The organism is Ruegeria sp. YTSB088, from assembly GCF_059609825.1.
The window spans coordinates 478,353-501,584 of record NZ_JBXWMM010000001.1 but is presented as its reverse complement, the minus strand read 5'-3'; the positions used below and the strand labels follow the sequence as shown (position 1 = coordinate 501,584).

At 56.1% G+C, this 23,232-nt stretch carries 25 protein-coding genes; 15 read left to right on the top strand and 10 right to left on the bottom strand.

Annotated elements, in window-relative coordinates:
* Positions 1 to 93: 93 nt before the first annotated feature.
* The 7 genes from AC2FFA_RS02510 (at position 94) to AC2FFA_RS02480 (ending at position 7,783) form a co-directional block, all read left to right on the top strand.
* Positions 94 to 1,122 carry an alcohol dehydrogenase catalytic domain-containing protein gene (locus AC2FFA_RS02510; protein ID WP_117868983.1) on the top strand — a complete coding sequence of 343 codons (1,029 nt, stop codon included), beginning with the start codon at positions 94 to 96 and terminating at the stop codon, positions 1,120 to 1,122.
* Between the two features lie 75 nt (positions 1,123 to 1,197).
* Positions 1,198 to 2,073, top strand: coding sequence for a branched-chain amino acid ABC transporter permease (locus tag AC2FFA_RS02505; protein ID WP_299897000.1), 876 nt, complete (start codon positions 1,198 to 1,200; stop codon positions 2,071 to 2,073).
* Between the two features lie 3 nt (positions 2,074 to 2,076).
* Complete coding sequence (locus tag AC2FFA_RS02500; RefSeq protein WP_496673152.1) at positions 2,077 to 3,174, top strand: branched-chain amino acid ABC transporter permease; 1,098 nt, start codon at positions 2,077 to 2,079, stop codon at positions 3,172 to 3,174.
* Entirely contained in the window at positions 3,171 to 3,935 is a 765-nt protein-coding gene (locus AC2FFA_RS02495) for an ABC transporter ATP-binding protein (RefSeq protein ID WP_496849727.1), read from the top strand. Before AC2FFA_RS02500 ends, AC2FFA_RS02495 begins: the two co-directional genes overlap by 4 nt.
* Positions 3,932 to 4,705, top strand: coding sequence for an ABC transporter ATP-binding protein (locus AC2FFA_RS02490; RefSeq protein WP_496849726.1), 774 nt, complete (start codon positions 3,932 to 3,934; stop codon positions 4,703 to 4,705). Before AC2FFA_RS02495 ends, AC2FFA_RS02490 begins: the two co-directional genes overlap by 4 nt.
* Positions 4,706 to 4,710: 5 nt before the next feature.
* On the top strand, positions 4,711 to 6,597 hold the full coding sequence (locus AC2FFA_RS02485; RefSeq protein ID WP_496849724.1) for an AMP-dependent synthetase/ligase: 1,887 nt from the start codon (positions 4,711 to 4,713) through the stop codon (positions 6,595 to 6,597).
* Positions 6,598 to 6,622: 25 nt separating this feature from the next.
* On the top strand, positions 6,623 to 7,783 hold the full coding sequence (locus tag AC2FFA_RS02480) for an ABC transporter substrate-binding protein (RefSeq protein WP_496849723.1): 1,161 nt from the start codon (positions 6,623 to 6,625) through the stop codon (positions 7,781 to 7,783).
* Positions 7,784 to 7,854: 71 nt separating this feature from the next.
* On the opposite strand, the gene rpsI is transcribed toward AC2FFA_RS02480, so the two are convergent.
* Complete coding sequence (rpsI, locus tag AC2FFA_RS02475; RefSeq protein WP_117872759.1) at positions 7,855 to 8,340, bottom strand: 30S ribosomal protein S9; 486 nt, start codon at positions 8,338 to 8,340, stop codon at positions 7,855 to 7,857.
* Between the two features lie 5 nt (positions 8,341 to 8,345).
* Entirely contained in the window at positions 8,346 to 8,804 is a 459-nt protein-coding gene (gene rplM / locus AC2FFA_RS02470) for a 50S ribosomal protein L13 (protein ID WP_117868990.1), read from the bottom strand.
* A 241-nt stretch (positions 8,805 to 9,045) separates the two neighbouring features.
* Between rplM and AC2FFA_RS02465 the strand changes: the two genes are divergently transcribed.
* Positions 9,046 to 9,411: a nuclear transport factor 2 family protein gene (locus tag AC2FFA_RS02465; protein WP_496849720.1), complete on the top strand. Its 366-nt coding sequence runs from the start codon at positions 9,046 to 9,048 to the stop codon at positions 9,409 to 9,411.
* Positions 9,412 to 9,414: 3 nt separating this feature from the next.
* Here the strand turns inward: AC2FFA_RS02465 and AC2FFA_RS02460 are convergent, their stop codons facing one another.
* Positions 9,415 to 10,818 carry an aminotransferase-like domain-containing protein gene (locus AC2FFA_RS02460; protein ID WP_299896979.1) on the bottom strand — a complete coding sequence of 468 codons (1,404 nt, stop codon included), beginning with the start codon at positions 10,816 to 10,818 and terminating at the stop codon, positions 9,415 to 9,417.
* Positions 10,819 to 10,917: 99 nt separating this feature from the next.
* Here AC2FFA_RS02460 and AC2FFA_RS02455 point away from each other — a divergent pair, with 99 nt between their 5' ends.
* On the top strand, positions 10,918 to 11,145 hold the full coding sequence (locus AC2FFA_RS02455) for a DUF1127 domain-containing protein (RefSeq protein ID WP_117868993.1): 228 nt from the start codon (positions 10,918 to 10,920) through the stop codon (positions 11,143 to 11,145).
* A 61-nt stretch (positions 11,146 to 11,206) separates the two neighbouring features.
* Here AC2FFA_RS02455 and AC2FFA_RS02450 read toward each other — a convergent pair whose 3' ends face one another.
* Complete coding sequence (locus AC2FFA_RS02450) at positions 11,207 to 11,650, bottom strand: PaaI family thioesterase (RefSeq protein ID WP_117868994.1); 444 nt, start codon at positions 11,648 to 11,650, stop codon at positions 11,207 to 11,209.
* A 58-nt stretch (positions 11,651 to 11,708) separates the two neighbouring features.
* Between AC2FFA_RS02450 and AC2FFA_RS02445 the strand changes: the two genes are divergently transcribed.
* The 4 genes from AC2FFA_RS02445 (at position 11,709) to gluQRS (ending at position 15,618) form a co-directional block, all read left to right on the top strand.
* A complete protein-coding gene (locus tag AC2FFA_RS02445; protein ID WP_117868995.1) occupies positions 11,709 to 12,494 on the top strand; it encodes an enoyl-CoA hydratase in 786 nt (261 codons plus the stop codon).
* Between the two features lie 253 nt (positions 12,495 to 12,747).
* On the top strand, positions 12,748 to 14,088 hold the full coding sequence (trmFO, locus tag AC2FFA_RS02440) for a methylenetetrahydrofolate--tRNA-(uracil(54)-C(5))-methyltransferase (FADH(2)-oxidizing) TrmFO (protein WP_496849717.1): 1,341 nt from the start codon (positions 12,748 to 12,750) through the stop codon (positions 14,086 to 14,088).
* A 37-nt stretch (positions 14,089 to 14,125) separates the two neighbouring features.
* Positions 14,126 to 14,740 carry a class I SAM-dependent DNA methyltransferase gene (locus AC2FFA_RS02435; RefSeq protein WP_496849715.1) on the top strand — a complete coding sequence of 205 codons (615 nt, stop codon included), beginning with the start codon at positions 14,126 to 14,128 and terminating at the stop codon, positions 14,738 to 14,740.
* Positions 14,737 to 15,618, top strand: a complete 882-nt coding sequence (gluQRS, locus tag AC2FFA_RS02430) for a tRNA glutamyl-Q(34) synthetase GluQRS (protein ID WP_496849713.1) — start codon at positions 14,737 to 14,739, stop codon at positions 15,616 to 15,618. Before AC2FFA_RS02435 ends, gluQRS begins: the two co-directional genes overlap by 4 nt.
* A 10-nt stretch (positions 15,619 to 15,628) precedes the next feature.
* On the opposite strand, the gene hisI is transcribed toward gluQRS, so the two are convergent.
* Positions 15,629 to 16,018, bottom strand: a complete 390-nt coding sequence (hisI, locus tag AC2FFA_RS02425; protein WP_299896963.1) for a phosphoribosyl-AMP cyclohydrolase — start codon at positions 16,016 to 16,018, stop codon at positions 15,629 to 15,631.
* Between the two features lie 48 nt (positions 16,019 to 16,066).
* Between hisI and AC2FFA_RS02420 the strand changes: the two genes are divergently transcribed.
* Entirely contained in the window at positions 16,067 to 16,519 is a 453-nt protein-coding gene (locus tag AC2FFA_RS02420; protein WP_117868999.1) for an iron-sulfur cluster assembly scaffold protein, read from the top strand.
* 59 nt (positions 16,520 to 16,578) lie between these two features.
* On the top strand, positions 16,579 to 17,217 hold the full coding sequence (locus AC2FFA_RS02415) for a MarC family protein (RefSeq protein WP_496849710.1): 639 nt from the start codon (positions 16,579 to 16,581) through the stop codon (positions 17,215 to 17,217).
* Positions 17,218 to 17,400: 183 nt separating this feature from the next.
* Here the strand turns inward: AC2FFA_RS02415 and AC2FFA_RS02410 are convergent, their stop codons facing one another.
* The 5 genes from AC2FFA_RS02410 to sciP form a co-directional block, all read right to left on the bottom strand.
* The gene (locus AC2FFA_RS02410) at positions 17,401 to 17,523 is read right to left on the bottom strand and encodes a hypothetical protein (RefSeq protein WP_256367496.1); all 123 of its coding nucleotides are present in this window, start codon (positions 17,521 to 17,523) and stop codon (positions 17,401 to 17,403) included.
* Positions 17,524 to 17,635: 112 nt separating this feature from the next.
* Positions 17,636 to 19,726 (bottom strand): ATP-dependent DNA helicase RecG, encoded by a 2,091-nt coding sequence (gene recG, locus AC2FFA_RS02405; protein ID WP_496849707.1) that lies wholly within the window; start codon positions 19,724 to 19,726, stop codon positions 17,636 to 17,638.
* Positions 19,723 to 21,975, bottom strand: coding sequence for an NAD-dependent DNA ligase LigA (gene ligA / locus AC2FFA_RS02400; protein ID WP_496849705.1), 2,253 nt, complete (start codon positions 21,973 to 21,975; stop codon positions 19,723 to 19,725). Before ligA ends, recG begins: the two co-directional genes overlap by 4 nt.
* 123 nt (positions 21,976 to 22,098) lie before the next feature.
* Complete coding sequence (gene ctrA, locus AC2FFA_RS02395; RefSeq protein WP_496849704.1) at positions 22,099 to 22,815, bottom strand: response regulator transcription factor CtrA; 717 nt, start codon at positions 22,813 to 22,815, stop codon at positions 22,099 to 22,101.
* Between the two features lie 86 nt (positions 22,816 to 22,901).
* Positions 22,902 to 23,195, bottom strand: coding sequence for a CtrA inhibitor SciP (gene sciP, locus AC2FFA_RS02390; protein WP_299896950.1), 294 nt, complete (start codon positions 23,193 to 23,195; stop codon positions 22,902 to 22,904).
* Positions 23,196 to 23,232 lie beyond the last annotated feature (37 nt).

Genomic DNA, 23,232 nt, shown 5'->3' with positions numbered 1-23,232 from the left:
TGTGCCAGACAAACAGCCCGCATCTTACCCGTACTATTGGGGGCCTTCCAGATATGGTGCGGGCTTTGCTTTAGCCATTTCGAGGATGACCCGATGACCGACCTGCCCCAGACTATGTTCGCCGCAATCCTGAAACATGACGGGTACTCCGGCACGGCCACCGGACCGGCCATTGAAAATGCCGCCGACTGGTTGGAAGAAGCAGAAGTTCCAACACCAGAACCCGGCCCCGGTCAGGTGCTGATCCGGTTGCGCGCAGCTTCGGTCAATCCGTCAGATTTGCACTTCATCAAAGGTGAATACGGACAGCCAAGGGTCAAAGGTTCGCCCGCCGGATTCGAAGGTTGCGGAGACGTCGTCGCCGTCGGCAAGGGCGCCGAGGCCCTGCAAGGGCAACGCGTCGCGTTTGTCGCCGCCGGAACAGGGGCCTGGGCAGAATTTGTCGTTACACAGATGCAGATGTGCATCCCTCTGCGCCCTGATATCTCGGACGATGATGGGGCTGCTCAGATCGTTAATCCAATGACGGCGATGGCCATGGTGGATATGGCCAAAGCTGACGGAGATGCCTTTGTCGTATCAGCTGCGACCAGCCAATTGGGCAAGCTGATGTGCAGCCTTGGCCGCGATCTGGGGTTGAAGCCGATCGCTTTGGTGCGCCGGGCCGAGACGGTAGAGATGTTGAAAGACCTTGGTGCGGCCGAAGTGCTGGTGACAGCCGATGAAGACGTTGTCACAAAGTTTGCGGATCTGAGCGCGCATCTGAAACCGCGCGTGTTTCTGGATGCCGTGACGGACCAGTTGTCTGAACAACTGTTCTGCGCCATGCCCAACCGGGCGCGCTGGATCAGTTATGGCAAGCTGTCAACCGAGGCGCCGACGCTGACTCAGACCGGTCAACTGATCTTTATGAGCAAGCGGATCGAAGGCTTCTGGCTGACGAACTGGATGATGTCGACCCCGCCCGCTGATCAGATGCGCGTCGTGGCCGAGGTTCAGGCCCGGTTTGCCGACGGGCGTTGGAAAACGGATGTTTCAGAACATGTTAGGCTGAAAAATCTTGTGCCAAATCTGGCAGATGCGCTGAAAAAGAGTGACGGCAAGGTGATTGTCACGCCATAGTAGAACAAACCTGCGTTACCGGACGACGGGCGCGGGCGGAACGCGACGCCGGCAAACCGGTCGAGGGAGGACAGCTTGGATAACGCACAGCTGCTGATCAGCGGACTGGCAAACGGATGTGTCTATGGCCTGATCGCGCTTGGCTTTGTTCTGATCTACAAGGCGACCGAGGCGGTGAATTTCGCCCAAGGTGATTTCATGATGCTGGGGGCCTTTGTGACCATCGGCCTGACCAACACCGAGTACATGGGTCTGCCGTTCTGGCTGGCCTTGCCGATGTCATTGGGGATCATGGGTGCATTGGGCTATCTTTTGGATCGCCTGATCATCCGACGTCTTTTTGGCGAAAGCCAGACCGCCGTTGTTATCCTGACCATCGCCCTTGGCTTTGTGATCCGCTTTGCGGCCGGGTTGATCTGGGGGCACGAACCGCAAACGCTGCAGAACCCGCTTGCGGGCAGAGAGGTGCGCTTTGGAGGCCTTGTGCTGGGTATGGAAGATGTTGCCGTAATCGTCGTGACCATCCTGCTGACATGGGGCCTTTACGTCTTTTTCAACCGCACCAAACTTGGCCTTGGGATGCAGGGGGCGTCGCAAAACCAGCTGGCAGCTTATTACATGGGCGTGCCTGTCAAGCGGGTCCAGGGATTCATCTGGGCGCTGGCCGGAGTCGTTGCGGGGATTGCGGGCATTCTGTTCGCCGCCAAGGGCGCGGTGGATCCGACAACCGGATTGCTGGGCATCAAGGCATTTGCCGCCGCCGTCATCGGCGGGTTCGGAAGCCTGCCCGGTGCGTTGGCTGGTGGACTTATAGTCGGGGTGATCGAACCTTTTGCCAGCCGCTATATCGCGGCGGGTTACAGCCAGATCGCGCCATACGCCCTGCTGCTTGCCGTGCTGATCTTTCGACCCAACGGGTTGTTCAGTCAGGTTCGGGTCAAAAAGGTCTGAGCCATGCGGATCGTCTTCAAAACAGGCTACATGCAGGATATCCATCCATGGAAAGACCGCTATCAGCTTGTCCTGTATCTGATCCTTCTGACAGTTGTTGCCGCAGCCCCCTGGTGGCTTGATGAGTTTTATCTGGGTGAGCTGACCAACGTCCTGATTTGGGCTATTGCCGGGTTGGGCCTGATGATCCTGACCGGGCACACGGGGCAAGTCAGTCTGGGCCACGCGGCCTTTCTGGCTTTTGGCTGCTATGCCAACGTTGCCCTGATCGAAGCAGGGGTGCCCTTTCTGGTAGCGTTCCCGCTGGCCGGCATTCTGACCGGGATAGCGGGCGTGACGGTCGCGATCCCTGCCCTGCGGCTGCACGGAATCTATCTGGCCATCTTCACTATGGCGCTTTCCATCCTGATGGATGACGTCATCGTACTGTCCGAACCTATCACCGGAGGCGTGGCGGGCAAATATGTCGGCGGGGTCGAAATCTTCGGCCATCTGGTTGACCGCTGGGGAACGCCCGATCAATTTTTCTGGCTGGTCCTGACCGTCGCCGTGCTGGTCACACTCGGATATATCAACCTGCTGCGCGCGCCTTTGGGGCGCAGCTTCATCGCGGTACGCGACTCTGAGGTTTCGGCCCAGGCGATGGGAATCGATATCGCGCGGACAAAGATGATCTCTTTCGCCCTGTCCTGTGCCGTTACGGGCTGGGCCGGGGCACTGATGGGGCTGTTTGCCGGAGCGTTCAACAACGAAACCTTCAGTGTTCTGATCTCGATCCAATTGTTGATGATGATCGTGATCGGTGGGCTTGGGTCGATCCACGGCGCGTTTCTGGGCGCGATCGTGATCGGGTTCCTGCCGCAGTTTTTGTCGATCTCAAAAGAATATGCCGGGGCCCTGTTCGGTGGCAATACGGTGGCCATTCCGGGATTGGAGTTCGGCATCTTCGGAATGATCCTGATCGCGTTCATCCTGTTCGAACCGATGGGGATTTACGGCCGCTGGCTTAAGATCCGTACATGGTTCGAATTGTTCCCGTTCTATCGAAAGGACATGTTCAAACGTCAAAAATCCTATCTCAAAACGGAACGTCTGAGATGAGCTTGCTGAAGTTTGAAAACGTCACTCTGAAATTCGGCGGTCTGACGGCGGTGGATGACCTGTCATTTGATGTTCGGGAAGGTGAGGTTTTTGCCATTGTCGGCCCAAACGGTGCGGGCAAGTCCACTGTTTTCAACCTGATTTCCCGGTTCTACGATCCTTTTGAAGGAGCGATCCAATTTGACGGTCATGATCTGCTTCAGGTTAAACCGTCCGGCGTCGCCGCCTATGGTGTTGCGCGGACCTTTCAGAATATCGAACTGTTCGAACACGCGACCGTTCTGCAAAACCTGCTGGTCGGACGGCACCGCCACCGCAGGACAAACCTGATTTCCGAGATTCTGTTCACCCCGTCCGCAAAGCAACAGGAACTGGAAAACCGCGAGAAAGTCGAACGGATCATCGACTTTCTCGACCTGCAAGCCTATCGCGACAAGATGATATCGGGGCTTCCCTACGGCGCACGCAAAGTGGTTGAAGTTGCTCGCGCTTTGGCAACCGACCCCAAATTGCTGCTGCTGGATGAGCCGGCCTCGGGGTTGTCCGTCGAAGAGACAACAGACATGCGTTGGTGGATCGACGATATCCGACGACAGATGGGCATCACCGTTTTGATGGTAGAACATGACATGGGGTTGGTCTCCGGCGTGTCAGACCGGGTTCTGGCCATAGCAGATGGTGCTAAACTGGCGCTTGGAACCCCGGCCGAAGTTCAATCGCACCCGGCGGTGATTAAAGCTTATCTGGGGAAAGCCTCATGAGCCTGCCAATCCTGAAAATCCGAAATGTCGAAAGTTTTTATGGCCCGATAATGGCCATTCGCGGTGTTTCGCTGGACGTTCACGAAGGAACGATTGCCTCGATCCTTGGCGCAAATGGTGCAGGTAAAACGACATTGATGAAAACCGTCTCGGGTGTGATGGACCCGGAAAAGGGCACGATTACCTTTGATGGCGACGACATTCAGGGGGCTGAGCCACATACAGTCGTCCAGCGCGGGATTGTGCATGTGCCCGAAGGGCGCGAGGTATTTCCTCTGCTAACCGTCGATGAAAACCTGAGCCTCGGAGCGTATACTCGCTCGGACAAAGCGCGGATCGCCCAGGACCGCGACCTTGTTTTCAGTTATTTCCCTGTTCTGAAAGATCGCCGCACGCAAGAGGCCGGCACCCTGTCGGGTGGGCAACAACAGATGCTGGCGATCGGACGTGGGCTGATGGCCCGCCCCCGCATCATGCTGCTGGATGAACCGTCACTGGGTCTGTCGCCGCTACTGGTACAAGAGATATTCGGCATTCTGAAACGTCTGAACGAAGAACAGCATATGACAATGCTGCTGGTCGAGCAGAACGCCAATGCAGCATTGGAACTGGCGCATCATGGTTACGTGATGGAGGTTGGACGCATCGTCATGGACGGCGCTGCGGATGAGTTACTGAAGTCCGAGGATATCCAGAACTTCTATCTAGGCGTGCGGGAAGAAGGCGCGCGCAAAAACCGTCGGTGGAAACGCAAAAAGACGTGGAGGTAAGCAAGATGGATGCAACGCCCCTCGCCCCGCAGATCAGGATCAACGGCATTGAACTTAATGCAACCCCCGGACAACGCCCGTTGCGTGTGGATGGGTGCACAACCATCAGTGCGCTGTTTCAAAGCCGTTGTGCGGAACTGGGGGATCGAACGGCCCATCGTGAAAAGGACTTGGGCATCTGGAAGTCATATTCCTGGGCCGACTACTGGCGGCACGCCAAGTGGATCGGGCTCGCCCTGCGAAAGCTGGGTTTGGAACGCGGAGACGTTGTTTCAATCCTGTCCGAGGACCGCAAGGAATGGATGTGGTTCGACATGGGCATTCAGTGCGTCGGTGGCATTTCTTCTGGCGTCTACACCACGGATTCTGCCAATCAGTTGCAATATCTGGTCAATGACAGTGGCAGCAAGTTCCTGATTGTCGAGGATGAAGAACATCTGGACAAGTTTCTGGAAGTCGAAAGTCAAGTTCCGGACCTGGTCAAGGTGATCATACTGGAGGGCGAAGGCTTGCATGACCTGACCCATCCACGCTGTATGATGATCGACGATATTTACGCTTTGGGCCAGCAGGTCGAAACCGAAGATCCGGGACGGTTCGAAGCCGAAATCGCACAGGCCAAACCTCAGGATACAGCTTTGCTGGTTTACACATCCGGCACCACCGGCCAACCCAAGGGTGCGATGCTAAGCCATGAAAACATCCTGGCTGGCATTGAGGCCGGTGCCTGGTCATTGCCAACGCAGGCCAGTGACGAACAGCTGTGTTTTCTGCCGCTCTGTCATATTCTGGAACGCGACGTATCTGTCTATTTTCCGCTGGCCGCCCGCTGCACCGTGAACTTCGCGGAAAGCCCCGAGACGGTTTTTGCAAATCTGCAAGAGGTCTCGCCTTCGACCTTCACGGCAGTACCTAGAGTTTGGGAAAAGATCTATGCGCATGTGCAAATCCTGGCGCAGGATGCAACGTCGCTGGGTCGAATGGCATACGGTCTTGCCCTGAAGGCCGGCGCGCGCCGGGCCGAATACGTGAGTTCGAGAAAACCCGTTCCCGCCGCCATCGCGGCCCGGTTCTGGTTTTGGGATCAGTTGGTTCTGAAGAATTTGCGCCGGATGCTGGGCTTGGACAAGCTGCGCCGGGGTGGCACGGGTGCTGCCCCTATCTCGGCGGATTTGTTGAAATGGTACTGGGCCATCGGAGTGCCGATCGTCGAGGGCTTCGGCATGACCGAAACGTCCGGCCTTGCGACACTCAACACCGTTGAAAGCAACAAGATCGGAACCATAGGAAAGGTCGTCCCGGGGTGCGATATCCGTATCTCGGACGAAGGTGAAATTCAGCTCAAGGGCATGAACATCTTTCAGGGCTATTGGCGCAATAACGCAAAGACGGCGGAAAGCTTTACTGCCGATGGCTGGCTGCGCACCGGCGATATGGGACGTATCGACAAGGACGGGTTCGTTACCATCACCGGCAGGTTGAAAGACATCATCATCACCGCCGGTGGCAAGAACATCACCCCGGCCGAAATCGAGAGCCGGCTGAAGTTCAGCCATTACATCTCGGACGCGGTTATCATTGGTGACAAGCGTAAATACCTCACGGCGTTGATCATGATCGATCAGGAAAACGTCGAGAAATATGCGCAAGACCAGAAGATCCCATTCTCGAACTTTGCCTCGCTTTGTGCCGCGTCCGAAATCAGGGATCTGATCGGTTCCGAAGTCGAAACCGTCAATGCGAAGTTTGCAAGAGTTGAACAGATCAAGGATTTTCGCTTGATCGACGTTTTGCTGACCGCCGAAGATGACGAGCTTACCGCCACGATGAAACTGAAACGCGGTCTGGTGGAAAAGAAACACGGACATCTGATTGAAGACATGTACACTTAGGCAAAGAGTTTTCGGGAGAAGAAAGATGAAGAAGTCACTCAAATGGCTGGCCGCAGCCACGGCGTTGACCGCCTCGGCAAGCATCGGCTCGGCTCAGACACAGGGCGTTACGGACGACGAGATAGTCATTGGTTCCGTCAACGACCTGAGCGGCATCTTTGCCGCAGTGGGTGTTCCGGCGACCAAGGGTGCCAACGTGGTATTTGACCGGGTGAACGAAGCCGGTGGCATTCACGGGCGCAAGATCCGCTATGTGGTCGAGGATAACGGCTATCAGATGCCGCGTGCGATGCAGGGCTACAACAAGCTGCTGAACCGCGACAAGGTGTTCGCGATGCTGCAATCGCTGGGCACGCCGATGAACATGGCGGGGTTCAAACTGTTGGATCCCAAGGGCATTCCCAATGTTGCGCCTCTGACTGCTGCGCGTCAGATGTTGCAGGAACCGATGCGGAACAAATTCACGTCCTTCTCGACCTATTTCGATCAGGCGCGTATTGGCGTGAAATATCTGGCCGGCGAATTCGGATCAAAGACGGTTTGCACCATGTATCTGCCAACAGATTTCGGTGAGGAAATCCTGGAAGGCAGCAAGGCCGGAGCCGAAGAAGCCGGTATCGCTTTTGGATCTGAAACAACCCACAAACCGGATGAGACGGATTTTGTCGGATCGCTCAGCAAGCTCAAGGAAGAGGGCTGCGATATCGTCACCATGGCGCTTGGGGTGCGGCAGGCGATCACCGTAGTTGGCACGGCCAAGAAGATGGGCCTGACGGACATGAAGTTCCTCGGCACTTCGGCCAGTTTCCTGACTGTTGTGGCACAGGTTCCCGGTGGAGTGACCGATGGATTCTATGCAGCAGCCTCGTGGCAGGATCTTTGGGCGCGTGCGGATCAATCTGCCCCGGCGGCATTTATCGAAGAATACAAGGCCGCCACGGGCGAAGACCCGGTTGGATTCGCCATGTTGGGCTATTCCGCTGCTGAAATGATGGTCAAAGCACTAGAGGCCGCGGGCCCTGACCTGACGCATGACAGCTTTATCGAAGCGATGGAGTCACTGGACTATCAGGATGACCTGGTCGGCAACCATATTTCCTATGGCCCGGACGATCACCAGGGGGCGGATACAGTTTTCGTCAATGTCGTTGAAAACGGCGCGTGGAAACTTGTTTACGAAGAATAGTTTTACAGACAAAGCAAAGCAAAAAAGGGCTCGCATGTGCGAGCCCTTTCTTATTGGGTTTTCCCGGCGAATTAACGCTTGGAGAACTGGAAGGAACGGCGGGCTTTGCGCTTACCGAATTTCTTACGTTCCACAACGCGGCTGTCACGGGTCAGGAAGCCGGCCGCTTTCAGAGCGCCACGCAGGTTGGGATCGTACAGTTGCAGCGCTTTCGAGATGCCGTGCTTGACCGCACCGGCCTGACCGGTCAGGCCACCGCCTTTGACGGTTGCAACGACGTCGAACTCACCTTCAACACCAGCAACCTGGAACGGCTGGCGCAGGATCAGTTGCAGAACGGGACGTGCAAAATACTTGTCCTGGTCTTTGCCATTTACGGTAACCTTGCCGGAGCCGGGTTTGATCCAGACGCGGGCAACAGCGTCTTTACGCTTGCCGGTGGCATACGAACGACCCAGCTCGTCACGTACGGGTTCACGCACGATGACTTCTTCGGCCACAACCTCAACGCCTGCGACGGCGCCCAGCTCTTCGAGAGTATTGATCTGATCAGCCATGGTCATTAGCTCCGGGTGTTTTTCTTGTTCATGGATGCAACATCCAGAACTTCGGGCGCTTGCGCCTCATGGGGATGCTCGGCACCGGCATAAACGCGCAGGTTGGTCATAATCTGACGCGACAGGCGGTTGCCCGGCAGCATGCGTTTGACGGCTTGGGTCACGACGCGCTCAGGGTGTTTGCCTTCGAGGATCTGCTGCTTGGTCCGCGACTTGATGCCACCCGGATGACCCGTGTGCCAGTAGAAGTTTTCTTCGCGCTTCTTGCCGGTCATCTGGATTTTGTCAGCGTTGATCACGATGACGTTGTCGCCCATGTCCATGTTCGGGGTGAACGACGCTTTGTGCTTGCCACGCAGGCGCATGGCGACGATCGAGGCAAGACGACCCAGAACAACGCCCTCGGCGTCGATCAGGATCCATTTCTTGTCGATGTCTGCAGGTGTTGCAGAAAAGGTTTTCATGGCAGGATAGTCCTGTTTGATGTGAAAGACCGCCCCAGCGGAGCGGCCCGAATTCGATGGATGCGTATCTAGACACCCATGATTGCCACGTCAAGCGACCCAATGCTAATTAAATATAATCAAAACAACAACTTGCAAAATAGGTATTATTTTACCCCATATTATTGAATTGGAATTCTCCCAATTTCAACACTCTGATAAACTAGATTAGACTTTATCGCGTCAAGCCACGGAGAGTTGCATGCAGGATTTAATGCACACAATTGAAAGCTACGGTGCCGCCTGGCAGGAAAAATCCTCGCGAAAACGGCTTGAGTTCTTGGCGCATTGTTTTGCGGAAAACGGTCGATATGTGGATCCAACAGCTGATGTTTCGGGGCGTGAGCGGTTGAATGCTCATATCGGAGAGATTCTTGAAAGCTCGAATGGGCGCGTCGAAATCACCAGCAGTCCGGTTTCGCACCACGATGTCGTTCACTTCACGTGGCATATGGTGGCGCCCGACGGCGCAATCATGGTGGCCGGGCATGATTTCATTCGATTGGACGAAGATGGAAAGATCACCCATCTGGCCGGATTCTTTGGCGATCCGCCCCCGCTGACCTGAATGCTAGACGCTGATCTGTTCAGGCGGATTGTCCAGCAAAGCGCGCAACCTCAGCATTGCATCCTCGAACCGTTCCAGCGAAACATGCCCATTCATTGCGATGCGTACTGCGTTTGGCGCACGTCCATCGCGCAGGGCAAATTCATCCGCCGATCTGAGTTGAATACCTTCCCGTTCTGCCGCACGGCTGAACGCAGCAGAGCGCCAACCTGACGGCAGGTTCAGCCAGACAAAGGGCACGTCCGGAGCCCAGTTCAGATCAAACCCCCCCAGCGCATTGACAGTGATCCGAACGTAGTCGCCCATCCGCTTGCGTACATCCTGGGCAATTTGACGGGTACGCGGATCCGACAGCAGCAACCGCGTGAGCTCGGCCAGCGGCTGGGCAAGGCCAAAATATCCATATTCGGCAGATCGACGCAGATCAACGCTGCGATCCTTTGGGGCAATGGCAAAACCCACGCGTAAAGCCGGGGTGAGGATCTTTGAAATTGATGAAACGTGCCATCCGCGTTCCGGAGCAAGCGCACGATAACTAGGTTCTCGCGCCTCTCCCATGCGATAGCAATCGTCTTCTATGATTTGAAGGTCGAAACGCCGCGCGACGTCCACCACCTCTTTCCGGCGTTCCAGCGGCGTGTGAACCCCGGTGGGGTTTTGGACCTCTGGCGAAACACAGATGGCCTGAGCATTGGTTTGTCGCAAAACATGCTCCATGGACGCAGGATCAATGCCCCATTTGTCCATTTTGATTCCGATGACTTCGGCGCGCATCAACTCCCCTGCCCGGCGAAACCCGGCGTAAGAGAGGTCTTCGACCAGCACAATCGGTCTGGGTCCGCGTAGGATGGTCTGAAACACCAGACACAATCCGTTCTGGCCGCCATGGGTCAAAACGATGTCATCATGTGAGAGCGGACCCAGTGGCAAATCTGACAACCAATCCACAACTGATTGCCTCATGGGTTTGTATGCGTCCCGCGTGGGGTAATTCAGAAAAAGCCCAGGGTCAGCTTGCGCAACCTTTTGCAGGCATTCCCGGATAAGCGCGACCTGCCCTGCATCCGGCAGGCGTGGGCTGAACAAACTGACATTGGCGTTGTATTTGTCATCCTTCATATACAGTTGCCTGGCCCAGACATCGTCCAGAATCGGAGATTTTGGCGGGGCTACAAATGTACCACGCCCAACCTCGGCGTGGAGCAAGCCCTCATCGGTCAGGATCGTGTAGGCCCGTGCGACTGTACCAGGTGTGATTTGCAACCGGTAAGCCAGTTCGCGCACCGGGGGAAGCTTAGCACCGACATCCAATGTCTTGTCATCAATAGCTTTCCGTATCGCGTCAGCAACCAATGTATATTTGGGACCCTTGGATTTTGGCAGAGCGTCCGGCCAAATTGTATCCATTACAATTCTTCCTTTGCCTTTGACACAATTCTGAATGTATCAAACCCATGTACCAAATGGTACTGTTTTGTGTCAATACAATTTGAAAGGATTTCTGAGATGACACGCACAATGCACACCCCCGCCCTTCTGCTGCTGAACGACAGCCCACGGCTGCCTCTGCTCGCTGCTCTGGCCGTGCGGTTTGCGGCGGCGGTCACTCAATGGGAACGCCGTCGCCGCAGTCGTGTCAATCTGGGCTATCTGGATGACCGTTTGCTGCAGGACGTCGGGCTGACCCGCCATCAGGCCGGCCGGGAAACAAAGCGCTTTTTCTGGCAGCCTTGACTGATCCCCAGTCCCAATTATTGGGACCTCTTCCTGGGCCGGGGCCTGTCCCCGGCCTTTTTTATCCGAAATTCGCGGCAGCGGACCCTGCTGGCGGCAGGGAATAGGTCATCGTTGCCCGCGCAACCGGAAGATCGCCGCCATCCGAGTACAAAAGCACATCCCCAACGGCCAGTGTTTTTCCTAGCTTCAACAGACGACAGGTCGCAATCATATCGGCGCCGCCTTCCGGTTTGCGCAGGAAATCAAAGGAGCTGTTCGTTGTAACGGCCAATGACTGACGCCCCTTACGCGCAAGAACCATCGCATAGACACTGACATCGGCCAGCCCGAACATGGACGGGCCTGATACCGTGCCTCCGGGGCGCAGGTGTTGGTCCTGAACCACAAGGCGCATGGTGATTGTGTCTTCGGTCAAGTCTTCGACGACGAAATCCTTGCGCACCTGAGGGAACACCTCTTTGAGGTATTGTGACAGTTCGTCCCGGTTCATTTCTAAAGCCATACTTCCCCTCCTGCTCTTGCCGACCTAGAGTTGGCCCAACTTGGGATCGGAGGGCAAGATGACAATTCTGGAACGTAACGACACTGGCGCGGTTGCAAGACTTAAGATGAATGCACCGGACCGGCTGAACGCGCTGAGTGATGAGATGCTGGCTGCATTGCAGGCCGAACTTGATGCACTGCGCGAGGACAGCTCGATCCGAGCCGTGGTCTTGTCGGGGGCAGGAAAGGCGTTTTGTGCCGGGCATGATCTGAAACAGATGACCGCCGGACGCCAATCAGAAGATGGCGGCAAGACATACTTTCAGGACCTCTTTTCCCGCTGCGCCCGGATGATGATGTCCATCCAATCCCTGCCTCAACCTGTTATCGCGCAAGTCCATGGCATTGCGACCGCAGCCGGGTGTCAGTTGGTTGCAACCTGTGACATGGCGGTGGCTGCGGAAGGGACACGGTTTGGCGTCAACGGAGTCAATATCGGCCTTTTCTGTTCCACGCCGATGGTGGCGCTCAGCCGAAATATTCCCAGAAAGCAGGCCTTTGAAATGCTGACCACCGGCGAGTTCATCTCAGCGGAACGCGCCGCCGAGTTGGGTCTGGTAAATCGTGTCGTTCCGGAAACGCTGCTGGAACAAGAAGCCAACGGGCTGGCGGAACTGGTCGCATCCAAGCTTGGCGTGGCCGTGAAGATCGGGAAAGAAGCGTTCTATCAACAGCTGCAAATGCCTTTGGATCAGGCTTATGACTATACCGGAGACGCAATGGCGCAGAATATGTTGTACCGCGATACAGAAGAAGGCATTTCCGCCTTTATTGAAAAGCGCCCCCCGAATTGGACCCAATGACGCAATTGTTTTGAACATTTTTTGCCACTGTTTTCATTTTAGCACTTTCCAAAAGGGCAACTCTGTGGCAAAGCTGGGTCGAGGCTAAGGCCTCAGTACACTTTTGGGTCGCCGTGGGCGGAAGGTCCCTCCAGCTGGTCTCTCTCACCAGCGCTGACATTCCCGCAGCGGCGACCCCAAGACCCTCCCACTGAAACAGTCATAAAAAATACGGCAGTTGCGCCTGTGTGTGCGGTGCCCTATGTGGCTGCACATGACACAAGTTTTGCATATCGTTGGCGGTGGAATGGCCGGGTCCGAAGCGGCCTGGCAAGCCGCTGAAATGGGCGTTGACGTGATCATTCATGAAATGCGCCCCACTGTTGGCACTTTTGCACATCAGACCGGAAACCTGGCGGAAATGGTGTGTTCAAACTCTTTCCGATCAGATGACGATGAACAAAATGCCGTGGGTCTGCTGCACTGGGAAATGCGTGCCGCCAATGGGTTGATCATGACCACAGCCCATGCACATCGCCTGCCAGCCGGTGGTGCACTCGCCGTGGACCGCGATCCCTTTGCCGAAGATGTCACCGCAAAACTCCGCTCACATCCGCGTGTGACGGTTACCGACGAAGAAGTGACCGCCCTTCCCGACGATGGACAGTGGATCTTTGCGACCGGTCCGTTGACCTCACCTGCACTGGGGGAAGCAATCCGGGCCGAGACAGGATCTGACGCGCTGGCATTTTTCGATGCAATCGCGCCGATTGTCTACGCCGACAGCATCGACATGAGCAAAGCTTGGATGCAATCCCGGTACGACAAAGGTGAGACCGAGGAAGAACGCACGGCTTATCTGAACTGCCCGATGGACCGTGATCAATACGAAGCTTTCATAGACGCCCTTCTGGCTGCGGACAAAACCGAGTTTCACGAGGGTGAAACTGCAGGTTATTTTGATGGCTGTCTTCCAATTGAAGTCATGGCCGAACGCGGACGCGAGACCTTGCGCCACGGTCCGATGAAGCCGGTAGGACTGACAAATCCTCATGCGCCTGATGTCAAACCCCATGCCGTGGTTCAGTTGCGGCGCGATAACGCATTGGGCACATTGTTCAACATCGTAGGGTTTCAGACCAAGATGAAATACGGAGCCCAGACCGACGTGTTCCGCATGATCCCCGGTCTGGAAAACGCCAGTTTTGCTCGTCTCGGCGGTATTCACCGCAACACGTTCATCAACTCTCCCACCCTGCTCGATGCACAGATGCGGTTGAAATCCAAGCCCAACATCCGCTTTGCCGGCCAGATTACGGGCGTCGAAGGTTATGTTGAAAGTGCCGCGATGGGATTGCTTGCCGGTCGCACGGCCGCCGCGGAAATACTGGGGCGTGAATTGCCCGAAGTACCCAAAGACAGTGCAATGGGTGCGTTGATCCATCACATTACCGGAGGGGCCGAAGCCAAGACGTTTCAACCGATGAACGTAAACTTCGGCCTGTTCCGCCCTGTCGACGGCCTGAAAGGCGGGCGGCGGGGCCGGAAGGACCGGTACAAAGCCTATACCGATCGCGCCAAGGCAGAATGGCAAACATGGTTGGACCAATGCTGACTGGACGCGCGACATGCTATCGGCCTAGCATGCCGGGATGAGCGACAAGTTCCTGGACAACACCTACAATCTCGACACGCCCAAAGACACTGAAACGCACTATCAGAACTGGGCTGCGACCTACGAAAAAGAGGTCGCGGAACAGGGATATGCAACCCCGGGGCGGGTGGCCGCGGCTTTGTGGAAATTCCACCCTCACCGCCAAACGCCAATTCTGGATTTCGGCTGTGGAACCGGGCTTTCCGGTCTCGCCTTGCGGGCGGCGGGATTTGAAGTCATCGATGGTATCGATCCTACCCCCAAAATGCTGGAAGAGGCAGAGGCCAAGGGTTTTTACCGAACCCTGACCGGTTTTGACATCACCAAGCCAGCCCTGCTCAGGCGCGACGCGTATTCGGTGATCACGGCCATTGGTGTCATCGGCCAGGGCGCGGCGCCACCCGAGACATTCGACCTGTTGATGCACGCCTTGCCCAAAGGTGGGTTGCTTGCGTATTCCTTGAACGATCATGCGCTGGCAGATCACAAATTCACCTGCCGACTGACGGATTGGGTCGACATGGGGGCAGCACGTTTTCTATTTCGTGAATACGGGCCACACTTGCCCGGTATCAACCTTAACTCTGACGTGTATGTATTAGAAAAAGCGTGACTTTCGAAACGCGTTTCGCGCCATCCCCGACCGGTCCACTTCACCTTGGGCACGCCTATTCTGCGATGATCGCCAGCGACATGGCCAGATCCGAAAATGGACAGTTCTTGCTGCGCATCGAAGATATCGATCAGTCCCGCTCGCGTCGACATTGGGAGGATCAGATCTACGATGACCTCAAATGGTTGGGGCTGATCTGGCCGAAACCGGTTTTGCGTCAATCAGATCGGCTGAGTATCTATGATCGAGCGTTGGATCGGTTGTGGAAAAGGGGTCTTCTGTATCCCTGCGTCTGTAACCGCAAAGATATTGCTGCCGCCGCAAGCGCCCCCCAAGAAGGCGCGCCCTTGCTTGGACCAGATGGAATAGTATATCCCGGAACATGTCGAAATGCTAATCAAACCAGAGACTTAAGCCGAATCCATCATCCGCGAAACCAGGCGCTGCGACTGGACGTTGCCAAAGCCTGTCGAGCAATCCGCGATCCTGCCAAATTCCAATTCTCGGAACTGGGCTCAGGTCCCGATGGCGAAACAGGAACTGTCACATTCACCCAGGATGAAATGGCAACAAATATCGGCGATGTTGTACTTTCCCGTCGTGACATGGGTACGTCCTACCATTTGTCCGTCGTTCTTGACGACGCAGCTCAAGGGATCACCCGTGTGGTTCGCGGTCGGGATCTGTTCGAAGCCACCCGCATTCATGTTCTGCTTCAGGCGCTGTTGAACCTGCCTACACCCGAGTATTTCCACCACGATCTGATCCGCGATGACGCGGGCAAACGACTGGCCAAACGGGACGACGCACGTGCGATCTCTAAATATCGGGCCGAAGGTGCCAGCCCGGCTGACATCCGCCATATGGTGGGGCTTTGATCTTGCTACGTTACTCCATCGGAGCCATCAGTTCGGTTTCGGTCCCGTCCCGCACCGCGGTATAAAAGCACGTCCGGCGGTTGGTGTGACAGGCAGCACCGGTTTGACGCACCAGAACCAACAGGCAATCGCGGTCACAATCGATGCGGAAGTCCACCAGTTTCTGCACATGACCTGAGGTTTCGCCCTTGATCCAGAAAGACTGACGCGAGCGTGACCAATAGGTCACCCTGCCCGTTTCCAATGTCTTTTCAATGGCCTGCGCATTCATCCATGCCATCATCAGAACTTCACCCGACACCTCATCCTGCGCAATTGCCGGAATCAGTCCCGCCTCGTTATATTTAAGAGTAGATGGATCAAACGCGACGGGGTCAGACATGACAAAAACCTTTTGCATCCGGTTGGCTGGTCACTATGTATGAGGAACACACGACGAGGGAAAGCCATGAGCGGCGAGAACGACCTGATTAAGCTGTATTCCGGACGCATTCTGGCGCTGGCGGCGGACATCCCGCATCTGGATCGGCTGGAAAACCCGGATGCAACAGTCAAGAAACGCGCGCCTCTATGCGGCTCTACAGTGACGGTTGATCTGAACGTTCAGGATGGTCGCGTCAGTGCCTTTGGACAGGACGTGAAGGCCTGTGCGTTGGGTCAGGCGTCCGCTTCGTTGGTTGGCGACGCAATCATTGGCGCGACGCGTGCACAGGTCGAAGCGGCGCGCGATCAGCTTGCTGCGATGTTGAAAAAGGATGGCCCCGCTCCGGACGCGCCCTTCGACGGTCTCAAGGTTCTGATGCCGGCGCGGGACTATAAGAACCGCCATGCTTCAATCCTGCTGGCGCTGGACGCCACTGCGGAAGCCATGGCGCAGGCGGAACAGGCACATTGCGCCTGATTGTAGCTATTTGAGACAAACCCGTTTACCTTCCGTACAGATTTAAGGAGGGATGGGTATTGAATAATCTGCTTGAGCATTTTGTGACGCTTTGGGTCGTCATTGACCCGATTGGCACAATTCCGGTTTTTATCGCCGTCACCGCCGGTCTTACTGCTGCGGCCCGGCGGAAAACGGCCCTGTTAGCCGCCCTGATAAGCGCAGGCGTTTTGCTGTTTTTTCTTGTGTTCGGGCAATTGCTGATCGAAGCGCTGGATATCGGTCTGAATTCGTTTCAGGTGGCTGGGGGTATCATACTGTTTCTTTTTGCACTGACGATGATCTTCGGCGAGAGCAAACAGGAACTTGAACAACGTCAGGCCGAAGAGGATCAGGAAGACAAGTATCACAAGCAAAACCCAGCAATCTTCCCTCTTGCCGTTCCGTCTCTGGCCTCACCCGGGGCGATGCTGGCCGTCGTCATCCTGACAGACAACCATCGATATAGTGCAGCAGATCAAGGGATTACCGCGCTGGTCATGCTTTCGGTTCTGGTTGTTGCCTTTGTTCTCATGCTCTTGGCGGAACCGATCATTCGCCTGATTGGCCACTCAGGAGCGGCGATCATCAGCCGTATCATGGGGATGATCCTGGCCTCTGTCGCGGTCAATTCCGTCCTGTCCGCATTGCTTGAGATTTTCAAAACCGGACAGTTGTAAAAAGGCCGCCGCACCTTCCGGGCGAAAGGGCGGCGGCAGGCATTGCGTGTCTCGCGTGGGGTCCGGATTACCGCACGGGGCCGAGGCATGGCCCCTCAAGGGGTTTGGGACAGGCAGGTCACCCTTGACTGAAATGGGGATGACAGCGCGATTTTTTCGGCACGAGATCGCAGGCAGAAAGGCTTAGAATCCAACCGGAAGGTGCAGGGCGACCATCAGGATCACGACCAGAGACATCACGCCCACTGCATCCTGCAGGATAGTCGATTGCGAGCGGCTGAATACAGTCTTGATCTGGGTCAGCATAGGGTCACCTCCGGTCAGAGTTTTAATCCTTTGTTGACCTTTTGTTCTCATATTTGCCCGAGTCGGTAAAGAACTTTTTGAGAACATTTGTGAACTTTTTGGAACTTTTCGTCTAACCTACTGAAATCAAACGGATCGCCTGATCCTGCTTCATCAGCCACAAAAGCATACGCGCCGCGCGGCCCCGGTCTGAGGTCAGCTCGGGGTCCGCATTCAGCACCGCCCGGGCATCGGATTGGGCTATAGCCATCAATCCGGCCTGACGCTCAAGATCAGCAATGCGGAACTTGGGCAGACCGGACTGTGCGGTTCCGATCAGATCCCCCGCACCACGCATTTCCAGATCGGTTTCAGAGATACGAAACCCGTCTTCAGTCTCTCGAAGAACCTCCAATCGCTTACGTCCCCCCTCGCTGAGCGGCGGTTGGTACATCAGCAGACATGTCGATTCCGCGTCACCACGCCCCACGCGACCGCGCAGTTGATGTAGTTGGGCCAGACCAAAGATCTCGGCCCGTTCAATGACCATGATCGTGGCATTGGGCACGTTGACCCCCACTTCAATGACGGTCGTGGCCACAAGAACCTTGGTGGCCCCATTCTGGAATGCAGACATTGCCGCGTCTTTTTCGGCCGCCGGCATTTGCCCATGAACCAGCCCGACCACACCTTCGCCCAATATAGCACGCAAGCGCTTGAATCGTTCTTCAGCAGCCGTCAGGTCCGAAACCTCGGATTCATCGACCAAGGGGCAGACCCAATAGCACTGCCGCCCCTCTTCAATCGCGCGACGCAGATGGGATACGACCTCATCCATGCGCTCCGTGCTGACAATCGCTGTCTTGATAGGTTTGCGCCCCGGCGGCTTTTCGTCCAGCACAGAGACGTCCATGTCGCCATATTGGGCCAGCGCCAGACTGCGTGGAATAGGTGTGGCAGTCATCACCAATACGTCCGCACCCTGCCCTTTTTCCGACAATTCCATCCTCTGGCGCACACCAAACCGGTGCTGTTCGTCAACGATAGCCAATCGCAGCGCTTTGAATTCAACATCACTCTGAAACACGGCATGGGTGCCGACCAGAATTTGAGTGTTGCCATCTTTTAAAGCCTCAAGCTTGGCGCGCCGCTCTGCGCCCTTGTCTCGCCCGGTGAGCAGTTCCAGCACCACTCCGGCCTCTTCCGCCAGCGGGCGTAACCCTTCAAGATGCTGGCGCGCGAGGATCTCGGTCGGGGCCATCATCACACCCTGCCCTCCGGCCTCGACTGCAATCAGAAGGGCCATGAAAGCCACCAACGTCTTGCCGGCCCCCACGTCACCCTGCAACAATCGGTTCATGCGGGCGTCCGATGCCATATCGGCCGCGATTTCCTCGATCGCGCGGCTTTGCGCGCTGGTCGGACGATAAGGAAGACTGGCCAAAACCTTGGATTGCAACGCGCCTGTCCCTACGCTGACGACACCACGGGATTTCCGATCTCGCTGACGCGCCAGAGCCAGCGTCATCTGATGCGCGAACAGCTCGTCATAGGCCAGACGCTGACGTGCGGGCGCAAACGGAGAGACATCATCAGCCCCTTGAGGATTGTGACCAGCACGAATTGCAGAGATCCAATCCGGCCAGTTTTGCTGTGCCATCTGCGCAGGGTCGATCCATTCCGCCAGCTCCGGCGCCCGCGCCAGAGCACTGCGGCTGGCCTTGAACGCCGTCTTCTGGGTCAGCCCCTGTGTCAGATGGTAAACCGGTTCGAACTCTGGGATCTCACTGGCTTGCTCGACGGGCAACATATGATCCGGATGCACCATCTGAGCCATGCCATCGAACAGCTCCAGCTTGCCCGAAACCACACGGCGCGAACCCTGAGGCAGCATTTTTTTCAGATAGTCCCCGCGCGCGTGAAAGAAAACCAACTGAAAATCAGACTGACTGTCTTCGACATGAATGCGGTATGCCCCACCCTTGTTTCGAGGCGGCCTGTGTGGACCGACCGTCACTTCGACGGTCAACGTGGCGGGCAGATCGACGCCCTGAATCGTCTCTCGCCGGCGTCGATCTACAACGGCATAGGGCAGGCCGAACAGAACGTCGCGTGGGCTCTCAATACCGGCCAGTTCCAGGGCTTGCGCGGTTTTGGGGCCAACGCCGTCGAGTGTTTCCAGCCCCGCAAACAGCGGGAATAGCTGTTCCGGCCTCCCGCTCATGCGCCTTCGATCAGCTGTAACCAGCCGTCCTCATCCAGGGTTTCGATACTCAGCTCTGCCGCCTTCTTGGCTTTCGAACCCGCACCGGGACCGGCGACCAGAATATCGGTTTTCTTGCTGACGGAACCTGACACCTTCGCACCCAACGCCTCGGCCCGCGCCTTGGCTTCGGCGCGCGTCATCTTTTCCAGCGTCCCGGTGAACACAACCGTCTTTCCTGCCACTGGGCTGTCTGATGCCGGTGCATCAGGTGCGATTATTGTCAATTCCTTGCGCAATGTATCGAAGGCGCGTCTTTCTTCCACGTTCGAAAACGCATCGGACAGAGACAGACCAAGTGTTGCACCAATTCCATCGATTCCGATCAATTCCGCCCAGGCGGCATTGGCATCCGGCGGAACACACGCCGCGGTGATGGCCGCATCCCGCGCTTCCTTGACCCGCGCCCGACGACCTTCTGCCAGCGCGGCCGCCCGTTCGGCATCTTCCGCCTCATCCGCTTGCCGTTGCGCCAGAGCTGCCGGGTGCGCGGCGTCCAGGGCTTGTGTCAGGGTCTCCCAATCGCGGTAATACTGCGCCAGATCACGCGCTCCGACTTCACCCACATGTCGGATACCCAAAGCAAACAACAGGCGCGCAAACGGAATGGTTCGCTTTTCGTCGATCGCGGTGAACAGATTTCTAGCTGAGGTTCCCCCCCACCCATCCCGGTTCTTCAGCCGAGCCAAATTGCCCTTGTCACGCTGTTCCAATGTAAAGATATCCGTCGGAGTTTTAATCGGAAGGATCGGATCATCATAGAACATCTCGATCTGTTTCGCGCCAAGGCCTTCAATATCAAACGCTTTGCGCGAGACGAAATGCTTCAGTTTCTCAACGGCCTGCGCGGGGCAAATCAAGCCACCGGTGCAGCGGCGGACTGCGTCGCCTTCTTCGCGGATCGCCTCGCTATGACATTCCGGACAGAGCGTTGGAAAGGCAAAGGTTTGCGAACCAGGTGAACGCTTGGACAAATCAACATCAGACAGCTTCGGAATCACGTCCCCGGCGCGATAAACCTGAACCCAGTCACCGACACGAATATCCTTGCCATCGCGGATCGTGCCGCCCTTGGCATCACGTCCCGCGATATAGTCTTCGTTGTGCAAAGTGGCGTTGGAAACAACAACACCGCCCACCGTCACTGGATGCAACCGTGCGACCGGGCTAAGCGCGCCTGTGCGACCGACCTGAATGTCGATCGCCTCCAACCGTGTCCAGGCCAGTTCGGCTGGAAACTTGTGTGCAATCGCCCATCGCGGTGTGGTTGAGCGAAACCCCAAACGCGCCTGAAGCGACAGATCATTCACCTTGTAGACAACCCCATCAATGTCATAGCCCAAGGTGGAACGTTGGGCTTCAATATTGCGATAATGCTCCAATATCTCGTGCGTCGTTGCGCACAGACGGGTCAGCGGATTCGTCGAAAACCCAAGTGATTTAAGCCGCTCGATCGCCCCCATCTGCGAGCCGGCCAATGGTTCCGAAACCTCTCCCCAGGCATAAGCGAATAAACGCAACGGGCGCGAGCGTGTGATTTCCGAATCCAGTTGTCGCAAAGACCCCGCCGCCGCGTTGCGCGGATTGGCAAAGGGTTTGCCACCACGCTCTGCTTGCCGCGCGTTCAACGCCTCGAAATCCGCATGAGACATGTAAACCTCACCCCTGACTTCCAGAACCTCGGGTGCGTTTTGCAGGTGCTGCGGGATATCGGAGACCGTGCGGGCATTGGCCGTTACATTTTCACCGACTTCACCATCTCCACGCGTCGCAGCCTGAACAAGCTGTCCTTTTTCGTAACGCAATGACAGCGACAGGCCATCAATCTTAGGTTCGGCTGTGTAGGCAAGGCTTTCCCCGAAGCCAAGGCCCAGATATTTCCGGATCGATCTGTCGAAATCTGCCACGTCCTCATCATCGAAAGCATTGCCCAGCGACATCATGCGCACGGCGTGCGTCACCTTCGAAAAACCGTCAGCAGGCTTTGCACCCACTTGATCCGTCGGGCTGTCGGAACGCTTGAGATAGGGGAAGCGCGTTTCTATTTCAGCATTGCGACGCTTGAGAGCATCATACTCCGCATCCGACATGTCAGGCGCGTCAGCCGTGTGATACAGCGTATTTGCTTTCGACAACAGTTCGGCCAGACGTGCAAGCTCGGCACGTGCCTCATCTTCTGTCAGCTCGGATATGGAAGTTAAGTTGCTCATGGCCTCGCCCTGTCACGCGTACTTGGACCTCAGTGATAGGGCGAGGCCATGGCCAGGTCCAGACGTGCTGAGCCGTGAGTGCAATGTGCCGCCCTGGACCACCGGCGGCACTGGTGTTTCAAATCAGAGACCGACTGCCATCCGTGTTTCGTCCAGCGAGTTGTTTTGCGGATCTCGCAGAACATAACCGCGGCCCCAAACGGTTTCGATGTAGTTCTCTCCTCTGGTTGCATTGCTTAGCTTTTTGCGCAGCTTGCAGATGAACACGTCAATGATTTTCAGTTCGGGTTCATCCATGCCGCCATAGAGGTGATTCAGAAACATTTCCTTCGTCAGAGTCGTCCCCTTACGCAGGCTGAGCAACTCGAGCATCTGGTATTCCTTGCCGGTCAAATGCACGGTCTTACCATCCACTTCGACGGTTTTGGCATCAAGATTCGCTGCTACACGCCCTGTGTGAATGATCGATTGCGAATGCCCTTTGGAACGGCGGATAATGGCATGAATGCGCGCCACCAGTTCTTCGCGATGGAAGGGCTTTGTCAGATAATCATCCGCACCAAATCCAAAGCCTTTGATCTTGCTTTCAGTATCATCAGCACCGGACAGAATCAGAATCGGCGTTTCCACCCTGGCGATCCGCAACTGGCGCAGAACCTCATGCCCGTTCATGTCCGGCAGGTTCAGATCCAGCAATATCAGGTCGTAATCATAGAGTTTCGCCAGATCGATTCCTTCTTCGCCAAGATCCGTCGCGTAGACGTTCAGGTTCGCATGCGTCAGCATCAGTTCGATGCTTTTGGACGTGGTCGGATCATCCTCGACAAGAAGTATGCGCATTTTTCACTGCTCCAATTCGGGTCAATAATTCCAATTAAAATTAAACCTGACCAAGAATGGTTAATCTGACATTACCGTTGAATTATTTATTCACACTCGCCTTTAGGTTGTCGATACTTTTTTAGCGCCGTCGCTTTCAATGCCTCAACGCCGTGCTCTGCGACCAACGACACCCAACCGTTGAACTCTTCGTCGCTGATGCCGTATTTCCTTTTTGCTTCCGACAGGCTGATCAAACCGTAAAGTACTCCACGCACGACAAGAATCTTGCGTGACGCCACCCATCGCCTTGTGTTTGCGGGCGGCAGATCGGCATGCGTCAAAATAGATCCATCCGGCAGAGCAACAGACCTTGGCCCTTCAACTTTGTGCAAATACATCGCTTTACCCTTCTTGCTGCACCAAAGCTGACACCAG